This is a genomic window from Sphingobium sp. WCS2017Hpa-17 (assembly GCF_031843765.1).
Lineage (GTDB): Bacteria > Pseudomonadota > Alphaproteobacteria > Sphingomonadales > Sphingomonadaceae > Sphingobium.
On the sequence record NZ_JAVTIV010000019.1, the window covers coordinates 82934 to 92291 of the forward strand.

10 protein-coding genes and 1 pseudogene are annotated in these 9358 nt (G+C 63.6%); 7 read left to right on the forward strand and 4 right to left on the reverse strand.

The window, feature by feature from the left end; translation table 11 throughout:
* Nucleotides 1-20 precede the first annotated feature (20 nt).
* Nucleotides 21-749: an SDR family oxidoreductase gene (locus RQH62_RS20025; RefSeq protein WP_311270414.1), complete on the reverse strand. Its 729-nt coding sequence runs from the start codon at nucleotides 747-749 to the stop codon at nucleotides 21-23.
* Nucleotides 750-875: 126 nt separating this feature from the next.
* Here RQH62_RS20025 and RQH62_RS20030 point away from each other — a divergent pair, with 126 nt between their 5' ends.
* The 3 genes from RQH62_RS20030 (at nucleotide 876) to RQH62_RS20040 (ending at nucleotide 2494) form a co-directional block, all read left to right on the forward strand.
* Nucleotides 876-1190, forward strand: a complete 315-nt coding sequence (locus RQH62_RS20030) for a PadR family transcriptional regulator (protein ID WP_405053574.1) — start codon at nucleotides 876-878, stop codon at nucleotides 1188-1190.
* Nucleotides 1187-1825 (forward strand): hypothetical protein, encoded by a 639-nt coding sequence (locus RQH62_RS20035; RefSeq protein ID WP_311270415.1) that lies wholly within the window; start codon nucleotides 1187-1189, stop codon nucleotides 1823-1825. The genes RQH62_RS20030 and RQH62_RS20035 overlap by 4 nt, the downstream gene beginning before the upstream one ends.
* A 162-nt stretch (nucleotides 1826-1987) precedes the next feature.
* Complete coding sequence (locus tag RQH62_RS20040; protein ID WP_311270416.1) at nucleotides 1988-2494, forward strand: hypothetical protein; 507 nt, start codon at nucleotides 1988-1990, stop codon at nucleotides 2492-2494.
* A gap of 132 nt (nucleotides 2495-2626) precedes the next feature.
* On the opposite strand, the gene RQH62_RS20045 is transcribed toward RQH62_RS20040, so the two are convergent.
* Nucleotides 2627-3466: a fumarylacetoacetate hydrolase family protein gene (locus tag RQH62_RS20045; RefSeq protein WP_311270417.1), complete on the reverse strand. Its 840-nt coding sequence runs from the start codon at nucleotides 3464-3466 to the stop codon at nucleotides 2627-2629.
* Between the two features lie 119 nt (nucleotides 3467-3585).
* Between RQH62_RS20045 and RQH62_RS20050 the strand changes: the two genes are divergently transcribed.
* Nucleotides 3586-4443 (forward strand): amidohydrolase family protein, encoded by an 858-nt coding sequence (locus tag RQH62_RS20050; protein ID WP_311270418.1) that lies wholly within the window; start codon nucleotides 3586-3588, stop codon nucleotides 4441-4443.
* A 9-nt stretch (nucleotides 4444-4452) separates the two neighbouring features.
* A complete protein-coding gene (locus tag RQH62_RS20055; RefSeq protein WP_311270419.1) occupies nucleotides 4453-5457 on the forward strand; it encodes an aldo/keto reductase in 1005 nt (334 codons plus the stop codon).
* Nucleotides 5458-5684: 227 nt separating this feature from the next.
* Here RQH62_RS20055 and RQH62_RS20060 read toward each other — a convergent pair whose 3' ends face one another.
* Together RQH62_RS20060 and RQH62_RS20065 are read right to left on the reverse strand one after the other, a co-directional pair.
* Nucleotides 5685-6965, reverse strand: coding sequence for an MFS transporter (locus RQH62_RS20060; protein WP_311270420.1), 1281 nt, complete (start codon nucleotides 6963-6965; stop codon nucleotides 5685-5687).
* A 33-nt stretch (nucleotides 6966-6998) separates the two neighbouring features.
* Entirely contained in the window at nucleotides 6999-7805 is an 807-nt protein-coding gene (locus RQH62_RS20065; protein WP_311270421.1) for a 2-keto-4-pentenoate hydratase, read from the reverse strand.
* A 101-nt stretch (nucleotides 7806-7906) separates the two neighbouring features.
* On the opposite strand from RQH62_RS20065, the gene RQH62_RS20070 reads away from it, so the two are divergent.
* The gene (locus tag RQH62_RS20070; protein ID WP_311270422.1) at nucleotides 7907-8959 is read left to right on the forward strand and encodes a LacI family DNA-binding transcriptional regulator; all 1053 of its coding nucleotides are present in this window, start codon (nucleotides 7907-7909) and stop codon (nucleotides 8957-8959) included.
* Between the two features lie 56 nt (nucleotides 8960-9015).
* Nucleotides 9016-9358 (forward strand): annotated as a pseudogene (locus RQH62_RS20075) (5-dehydro-4-deoxy-D-glucuronate isomerase); the annotation flags it as partial.

Sequence of the window (9358 nt, forward strand, 5' to 3'; positions counted from 1 at the left end):
CTTGCTGGCGCTGATGCGGTTCAGTTGACCCAGCCGCCGTCGATCACGTTGACCGTGCCGGTGGTGAAGGCGGACTCGTCCGACGCCAGATAGACCGCAAGCGCCGCCAGTTCCGTGACCCGGCCGAAGCGACCCATGGCCTGCCGCGCGGTGAATTCGGCATAGGCCTTGTCGAAATCGCCGGTGTCATGCAGCCGCTGGATCAGCGATGGCGTCTCCACCGTGCCGGGACAGATCGCGTTGCAGCGTATCCCCCTGGTCACGAAATCGACCGCCACCGACTTGGTCAGGCCGATCACCGCCGCCTTGGTCGCGCCATAGGCAAAGCGGTTGGGCACCGCCTTGATGCTGGAGCAGATGGAGGACATGTTGATGATCGACCCGCCACCGCGCGCGATCATGTTCGGCAGCACGGCGCGGATCATGCGATACTGCGCGGTGACGTTCAGGTTGTTGGAAAAGGCCCATTCCTCTTCGTCACAGTCCAATATGGTGCCGGCATGGACCCGGCCGGCACAATTATACAGGATATCGAGGTCCGGATAGTGCGCCGCGACGGCCCTGACCGCGTCGGCATCGGTAACGTCCAGCGCCAGGGTTTCCGCCCCGTCCAGATCCGCCAGCGTCTCGGCGCGCACATCGGTCGCAATGACGCGCGCGCCTTCCTGGACGAAAGCCTCTACCGTGGCGCGGCCGATCCCCTGTCCCGCTGCCGTCACCAGCGCGGTCTTGCCTGCCAGCCGTCCCATATCCTGCTCCAATTTAGATAATATGTATGACGTTTAAACAGTGCGGTAACGGGCTGTCAATCGACACCATGCTCCGGGTGCAAATATCCGTTTGACTCTTAAATCTACATATGTTGATTTGTTTGCATGAGCCGGAAACGACAACCCTCGAAGCAGATGCACATTCTCCTCGATGCCTTGTCCGGGGCGCGTGGCCATTGGCGGCATGGCTATGATCTCATGAAAGAGACGGGCCTGGCGTCCGGCACGCTCTATCCCTTGCTGATGCGGATGACGGAACAGGGGCTGGTCGAGGCCGAATGGCGCGAGCCGGCGCAACCGGGGCGCCCGCCACGCCATGCCTATCGGCTGACCGCCGCCGGCATGGCGCTGGCACTGGACCGACAGGGGGAGCGGCCGGGCAACTCGGCGACCAGTTCATCGGGGGAGGCACTGGCATGACAATCTCCTTGTCCCGCGCCATCATGGTCGTTGCCATAGCCGCCATGGGCGAAAGCCGGCGGGAATGGGCGATGGCGATGGAGGCCGAATATGAGATGGCGGTAGTCGACCGTGCGCAATTGCGCTTCGCGACCGGTTGCCTGATCGCGGCATGGCGCGACATGCTGCGTGTCGAGGAAGGCCGTTTCATACTGACCAGCTATGCGCTGGCGCTTGGCCTGATCCTGCCCATGGCGGCCTTGCAGGTCGGATGCGCGCTGTTCGGGCTTCCCTATCTCTATCCCGGCGGCGGTGGCCTTGTCGGCGCACTGTTGGAAGGCAGCGCCTATGAGCATCTTCTGCGCAGCATCTATCAGAGCGCGATCCTGCCGCTGGCCTTGCTCCAGCTTCTGATTGGCCTTGGCCATGTGCGGATTGCATGGGGCATGTTGGAGCGGGACTGGGCCAGCGTCACCCGGACGGGCACATCCATATTGGCCGGCGCGGTCACGCTCATCCTCTTCATGAGCATCCTCTTCCTCAACAGCCGACAGGCATTGTTGCTGGCGAGCATAGCCGCCATTGAGCTGGCCATCGTCGCCATTCTGGCACGATGGCACGCCCGCCTGCCGCTCGGCGTCCCGCGATCGGGATAGCGCGAACGCGGCCGGTCGGCCCGATCATCAGCCTGTCAGTCCCTTCGGGCGCACCGCCCCGAAGCGTGAGGCCGTGCGCCTGCCATGCGGTGCCGTGACGCGACACGCCCGTCGCGGAAAAGCAGCAACGGGGCCATTGCCCCGACAAGATGGAGAAGGTCTATGTCCTATCTGCACCGGCGCCTGGGCGCCCTGATCTTACCGGCCGCCGCCCTGCTACTGAACGGGCAGGCGATAGCGCAAACGCCGCCGCCGCATAGTTCGGCATTTCTTGGCACATGGGAACTGGACCTCAGCCGGATGCCCGAGGATTACGGCCCCGCGCCCAGGCGTGTCCTCTATACGTTCGAGGATGCCGGCGCAGGGCAATGGCGCACGAAGATCGACATCACCGCGCAGGATGGCGGTGTCCGGCATATGGCGGTCCAATATCGCCGCGATGGCCGGATGGCGCCGGGCGAGGGCGATACGGGGGAAGCGGACAGCGCTGCCTTCAATTCCCCGGCGTCCGACGTGCTGGTCATGAGTCTGGCGAAGGACAAGAGGCTGGGCTCCGTGCGCGTCTATGCCCTGTCCGCCGATGGCAGCGAGATGACGGAATCCGCCGCCAATGTGAATGGCGACGGCGCGCCCTTCGTGCGCAATTTCCACTTCACCCGGCTGCGCTGACAACTGAAACCCGCCCCTCCTTTCCTGCCATGGTGTCGTGGCACGAAAGGGAGGGGCGGGCATTTAGGTCGCCGGGGGTGGTCCTGCCGGCTGGCGCATCGCAACCCGGATCACGCCGCCAGCCAGTCGGAATCACACGAACTGATGTTCCTGCTCGCCCAGTTTCTCGATGCCCAGTTTCACGACATCGCCAGACTTCAGATACCAGGGTTCCGGCTTCTGGCCCAGCCCCACGCCCGGCGGCGTGCCGGTGGTGATGATATCGCCGGGCAGCAGCGTCATGAACTGGCTGACATAGGCAACGATCTGCGCGACGGTGAAGATCATCGTCTTCGTGCTGCCATCCTGCTTGCGCTCCCCATTGACGTCCAGCCACATGGACAGGGCCTGCGGATCGCCCACTTCGTCGGCGGTCACCAGCCAGGGGCCGACCGGGCCGAAGGTCGGGAAGCCCTTGCCCTTGTCCCAGGTCGCGCCGCGCTCGGTCTGCCATTCGCGTTCGGACACGTCATCGACCACGCAATAACCGGCAACATGGGCCAGCGCCTCGGCTTCGCTCACATTATGCGCGGTGGTGCCGATGATGACGCCCAGTTCCACTTCCCAATCGGTCTTGCGCGACCCGGCCGGGATGGTGACGGGATCGTTCGGCCCCTGAATGCAACTCACCCATTTGTTGAACACGACCGGTTCCGCCGGGATCGGCAAGTTGGATTCGGCGGCATGATCGGCATAGTTGAGGCCGATGGCGACGAACTGGCGCGTGCCCGCGACCGGCGGGCCATAACGGACCGGCCCTTCGATCAGCGGCAGGCTCGACGGGTCGATCGCCGCCAGCCGGGCAAGGCCATCCGGCCCGATTGCTGCGCCATCAAGATCGGCGACATGGGCGGACAGATCGCGTATATGACCATCGGCGTCGACCAGAGCGGGGCGTTCCTGACCGGCATCCCCGATACGGCATAATTTCATTTTCTGATGTCCTTCTTTAGAATCTGTGTCGAAGCGGCATGGACAGCCGCTTTGAAATTTGTATGATGTCGTATGTTTTGAAAGAGCGCAAGGCTCGGTGGCTGGAGAGGGATTGATCCATGGATGAGCAACGCATGGCGCGGCCGCGCATCCTGGATTCGCATCAGCATTATTGGCGGATCGGCGGTCCGGGGCAAGTCTGGCCGGACGCCGACTGGCCTTTGCTGCATCGCGATTTCCTGCCCGCCGACCTGCGCGTCGCGACGCAGGGGCTGGACATGGCCGGCACCGTTCTGGTCCAGTCGCAGCCCGACGATCGCGATACCGACTGGATGCTGGATCTCGTGGCGGACGATCCGCTGATTCTGGCCGTGGTCGGCTGGGTCGCGCTGGACGATCCCGGCGCGCCGGCGCGGATCGCGCAACTCGCCCGCTATCCCAAGCTCGTCGGCCTGCGTCCGATGTTGCAGGGGATCGAGGACAGCGCATGGATAGTGCGAGACGCTTGCGCCCCGGCGATCGAGGCGATGATGGCCCACGGCCTGCGCTTCGACGCGCTGGTCCAGCCCCGCCATCTGCCGGTGATCGCGCATCTGGCCGATCGCTGGCCGGACCTGCCGATCGTGATCGACCATGGCGCCAAGCCCTTCGCTGCCGATGGGCTGCTCGATCCCTGGCGCGAGGATCTCGCTGGGCTCGCGCGCCTGCCGAACATCTGGTGCAAGCTGTCGGGCCTGCGCACCGAACAGGCGCCGGGGCAGGCGGCGGATGCGTTGGCGCCCTATGTCGCCCATATCCTGACCCATTTCGGTGATCGGACGATGTGGGGCAGCGACTGGCCGGTGCTGCTGCATATGGGTGATCGTTATAGCGACTGGGTCGATGATGCGCTGCGTCTGGCGGGCGATCTCGATGCGGCTGGTCGTGCCCGCCTGTTCGAGGGCGCGGCCCGCGCCTTTTACGGCCTTGCGGCATAGGGGGCGGTCATGACGCTGGATTTCGGGAAGCTGGGTTTTGGCGCGGCCGCGATCGGCAATCTCTATCGCGCGATCCCGGAAGACGAGGCGCGGTCAGTGATCGAACAGGCCTGGGCGGCGGGCCTGCGCTATTTCGATACAGCGCCCCATTATGGCTTCGGCCTCAGCGAAAAGCGGCTGGGCGCGGCGCTGGCGGATATCGATCCGGGCGCGACCGCCATACTCTCGGCCAAGGTCGGGCGTCGGCTGGATGCGACACCCGATGCGGATTTGTCGCAGGTACGGCAGGGTTTCCTGTCTCCCGAGCCCTATGAAAGCCGCTTCGACTATAGCTATGACGCGGTCATGCGGTCCTGGGAAGCGAGCAGGGTTCGGCTGCGGCGCGACCATATCGACATTCTCTACGTCCATGACATCGGTCGCTTCGCCCATGGCGATGCCCATCCCGCCCGGATGCGCGAATTTCTGGACGGCGGATTTCGGGCGATGCAGGAATTGCGCAGCGCCGGCGCGGTGCGGGCGATCGGCCTTGGCGTCAACGAAACTGCCGTGTGCGAGGAGATATTGGCTCATGCGGATATCGACCTGATCCTGCTGGCCGGGCGCTATACCTTGCTGGAGCAGGGGCCGCTCGACGGACTCCTGCCGCTCTGCGTCGCGCGCGGCGTGCGGATCATCCTGGGCGGACCGTTCAATTCGGGCATATTGGCGCAGGGCGTGCGGCATGGCGGACCGGTCCATTATGATTATGGCGCGCCACCCGTCGCAATCATCGACCACGTCCGGCGGATCGAGGAACAGTGCGACCGGTTTGGCGTGGCGCTGGGCGCGGCAGCGCTGCAATTCCCGTTGGCCCATCCGGTGGTGGCCAGCGTCATTCCCGGCATCGGATCGACCGCGCATCTGCATAGCGCCATCGCGCACATGGTCCGACCCATCCCCGCCGCCTTCTGGCATGCGCTGCGGGAAGAAGAGTTGATCGACCCCCGCGCGCCGGTGCCGGCGGGGGCGTAGTATCACTATGCCCGTTCGCCCTGAGCCTGTCGAAGGGCGGTGTGCGCCAAGCTGTCCTACATCATCCTGTCTGGTCTATGGAATGACCGGGGGACGTCAGGCGCCCTTCGCAACATAATATCCTGCTCCCGCATCAAAATTTCAGAATATGCGGGAAACATGCGAAGTTAAACGACGCATATCCTATTTCAGGCCCGCCGGATGACGCAGCGGGCCACTCCATGACTCTATTCGGTCGCAACGCTAACGCGCTCCAGTCGGGGCGACAGCAGATGCACCGCCGCCAGCGCGACAAAATAGGCGCTCGCCGCCACCGCGAACAGCGGCGTGTAGCTGCCGATACTGTCGAGCACATAGCCGGCATATTTGGCCATCGCCATGCCACCGATCGCGCCCACCGTGCCGCCGATCCCCACGACAGATCCCACAGCGCCACGCGGAAACAGGTCGGACGGCAATGTGTAAAGATTGGCCGAGAAAGCCTGATGCGCCGCCGTCGCTATGCCGATGATCAACACCGCCAGCCACAGATTGTCGATCGACTGGGCGAAAAATACCGGCAGCACCGCGCAGGCGCACAGCAACATGGTCAGTTTGCGCGCGGCATTGACGCTCTTGCCCGCCTTCATCAGCCGCCCGGACATCCATCCGCCCGCAACGCTGCCGAGGTCCGACAACAGGTAGATGGCGACCAGCGGCGGCCCGAAACTCAGCAGGTCCAGGCCATAGCGCGTGCCCAGATAGCCCGGTAGCCAGAAAAGGAAGAACCACCAGATCGGATCGATGCAGAATTTGCCGATCGCATAGGCCCATGTCTCCCGAACAGTGATCAGGCGGCCCCAGCCGATGGGCTGAACCGGATCGGCCGGATCCTGCCGGATATAGGCCAGTTCCTCTGCCGAAATCTTCTTGTGGGCTTCAGGCTTTCGGTACAGCGTCAGCCAGGCGATCAGCCAGAGGACACCGAAAATGCCCGTGGCGTAGAAAGCGACCCGCCAGCCATAGGCGACGGTCAGCCATGGCACCAGCAGCGGCGTCACGATCGCGCCGATATTGGCCCCGGCGTTGAACAAGCCGATGGCAAAAGCCCGTTCCTTCTGCGGGAACCATTCGGTCACAGCCTTGATGCCCGCAGGGAAATTGCCGGATTCGCCGACGCCCAGGCCAAAGCGCGCCATCGCGAACTGGGTGACGCTATGCACCCCGCCATGCGCCATATGAGCGATGGTCCAGATGACGACGGCGATGGCATAGCCAAAGCGCGCGCCGACCAGATCTACGATCCGGCCGAAGCCCAGATAACCCACGGCATAGGCCGCCTGGAACCAGAAGACGATATTGGCATAGTCGGTTTCGGACCAGGCCATTTCCGCCGACAAGGTGGGCTTCAACACCCCGATCATCTGGCGATCGACATAGTTGATCGCGGTGGCCGCGAACAACAGGCCGACCACGACCCAGCGATAGCGGGTGGGCGGGCGATCCTCGATCCGTATGTCCTTCATCATCCTGCTCCTGTTGCGGCTCTTGGCGTCCGCTGCTTATCGTGCTGGCTGGGCTTCGATCCGGCAGTGGATGGTGCCGAGCGGGCCGAAATCGGTTTCCACCTGCTGCCCCGGCCTGACCGGATGGACACCGGTAACCGCCCCGGTGGAAATCCACCAGCCTGCTTCGACAGCAATGCCGCGCTGGGCCAGATTTTCCAGCAGGAAGCGGACCGATCCGATCGCGCCATGGTTGAAGGCGGAAGCGGTACCCGCGCCGATCTCCACCCCGTCGATGCGGGTAACGACCCTTTGATCGGCATAGGCACCGTCATTCCAGCCCGGCACAGACGGTCCGATCAGCAGGCCATTATTATTGCCGAAATCGGAAACCGTCACTGCGGGACCATGGCCATTGATCCCTCGAAAAGGCGAACTGGCGATCTCGATTCCGATATGCACGGCATCGACATGGGCGGCGGCCTCCTCCAGCGTGAACTGCTGTTTATCGGGGGTAGGCGGCGTTCCGATCCTGAACAGAAATTCCGCCTCGACCGCGCCGAAGCCGTCTGCGAATACGAAGCCGGTTGCCGGGGCTGTTCCATCCACCCAGGCTACTGTCGGTGCGAAGATGGGCCCGGCCAACCGGTCGCAGCCATAGCGGGCATCCAGCGGCGGCAATATGCGCCCGACCTTCCAGCCCGCGATAGGTTCCGCGATCCGCGCCATGGCTTCCGCCTGAATATGATAACCTTCTTCCAGCGTCTCGGGCTGCGTGCCTGGATAGGCGGCCAGCCCTTCTGCGGCCCGGCGTGCGGCCAGAAATCGGTCCGCGATGCTCCCTGCTCCATTGTCTGCGCTCATCGAACGTCCTTTTATCTGTGTTGGACATGCGGTAATGGAAACCGGTGTCATTGGCAAGCGGACGGTTCTGGCGTCGTATCGATTGTGCGGTATAAGGCGGCATGGCAAAACAGAAGCAGGATGAGGGGCAGGCGCCCAAACTGACGATAAACGACATCGCCCGCATGGCTGGCGTGTCGAAAAAGACCGTCAGCCGGGTCATCAACCGATCGCCGCTGCTGAATCAGGAAACCCGCGACAAGGTGGAAGCGATCATCCGGGAAACCGGCTATGTCCCCAATCCGCAAGCGCGCGCGCTGGCGCTGGGGCGCAATTTCCTGATCGGCCTCGTCTACGACAATCCCAACGTCCAGATGATCCTGAGCATGCAGAAGGGGATATTGGAGGCGCTGCACGGCACCGAATTCGAGCTGGTGATTCGCCCGGTCGATCGTGGCTCCAATCTGGTGATGGACGATATCAAAAGTTTCGTGACCCGCCAGCGCCTGTTCGGCGTGGTCATTCTGCCGCCCATGTCGGAGAATGACGCGCTGGCGCGGATGCTGGATGAGGAAGGCTGCCGTTATGTCCGCATGGGATCGGCGGTGTTGGACGATCCCGAACATATGGTCGCATCGAACGATCGGGAAGCGGTAGCCGATGCGGTGCGCCATCTGATCGCGCAGGGCCACCGGCGGATCGGCCTGATCGCCGGGCCGCATGGCTTTCGGTCCGCGCAAGAGCGGCGTGAGGGCTTCGAACTGGCGCTGACGGAGGCCGGGATCAGCCTACCCCGCAGCCTGATCGCGGATGGTCAATATACGTTTGAATCGGGACTGTCGGCCTCCGAAAGCCTGCTGGACCTGTCGCCCCGGCCGACCGCGATTTTCGCCAGCAATGACGAGATGGCGGCGGGCGTTCTTTATGCGGCGCGGTTGCGGGGCATTGCCGTGCCGGAGGAATTGTCGATCATTGGCTTCGACGACACGCCGGTCACGACCCGCGTATGGCCGCCGCTTACCACGGTGCGCTGGCCGATCGTCGCGATGGGGCGGGCGGCTGCGCTGAAACTGATCGGCACGGCCATCGGCGAGGGATCGGAAGTCAACGAACCGTCGATGTTCAGTTCGACATTGATCCGGCGCGGATCGGTTGCGCCGCCCGCCACAAGCTGATATCGCCGTTTCATGACACCGGTGTCCAAATGGGCAGGGCGGAGAGGAGATACCCAATGTTCGAGAAGACCTATTATGCGACGCATCCGGACATGATGGAGTGCGTGTCGAACGAGGAATTGCGGGATCGCTATCTGATCGGCGGGCTGTTCCGCGATGGCGAGTGCGTGCTGAACTATACCCATGCCGAGCGGTTCGTGATCGGCGGCGTGGCGGTGGTGGATGCGCCAGTCAAGCTGCCTGCGCAGAGCGAGCCTGCTTCGGCGGCAGGTCATCCCTTTCTGGAGCGGCGCGAACTGGCGATCGTCAATGTCGGCAGTGTCGAAGGCACGGTGACGGTCGATGGCGAAGTCTTCACGCTGGGCAACAAGGATTGCCTCTATGTGACGATGGGCGCGA

Coding starts and splice junctions, on each gene's coding strand:
- RQH62_RS20050 (WP_311270418.1), top strand. CDS start 3,586: ATGGATGAGCAACGCATGGCGCGGCCGCGCATCCTGGATTCGCATCAG.
- RQH62_RS20025 (WP_311270414.1), bottom strand. CDS start 749: ATGGGACGGCTGGCAGGCAAGACCGCGCTGGTGACGGCAGCGGGACAG.
- RQH62_RS20040 (WP_311270416.1), top strand. CDS start 1,988: ATGTCCTATCTGCACCGGCGCCTGGGCGCCCTGATCTTACCGGCCGCC.
- RQH62_RS20060 (WP_311270420.1), bottom strand. CDS start 6,965: ATGATGAAGGACATACGGATCGAGGATCGCCCGCCCACCCGCTATCGC.
- RQH62_RS20055 (WP_311270419.1), top strand. CDS start 4,453: ATGACGCTGGATTTCGGGAAGCTGGGTTTTGGCGCGGCCGCGATCGGC.
- RQH62_RS20065 (WP_311270421.1), bottom strand. CDS start 7,805: ATGAGCGCAGACAATGGAGCAGGGAGCATCGCGGACCGATTTCTGGCC.
- RQH62_RS20045 (WP_311270417.1), bottom strand. CDS start 3,466: ATGAAATTATGCCGTATCGGGGATGCCGGTCAGGAACGCCCCGCTCTG.
- RQH62_RS20070 (WP_311270422.1), top strand. CDS start 7,907: ATGGCAAAACAGAAGCAGGATGAGGGGCAGGCGCCCAAACTGACGATA.
- RQH62_RS20030 (WP_405053574.1), top strand. CDS start 876: ATGAGCCGGAAACGACAACCCTCGAAGCAGATGCACATTCTCCTCGAT.
- RQH62_RS20035 (WP_311270415.1), top strand. CDS start 1,187: ATGACAATCTCCTTGTCCCGCGCCATCATGGTCGTTGCCATAGCCGCC.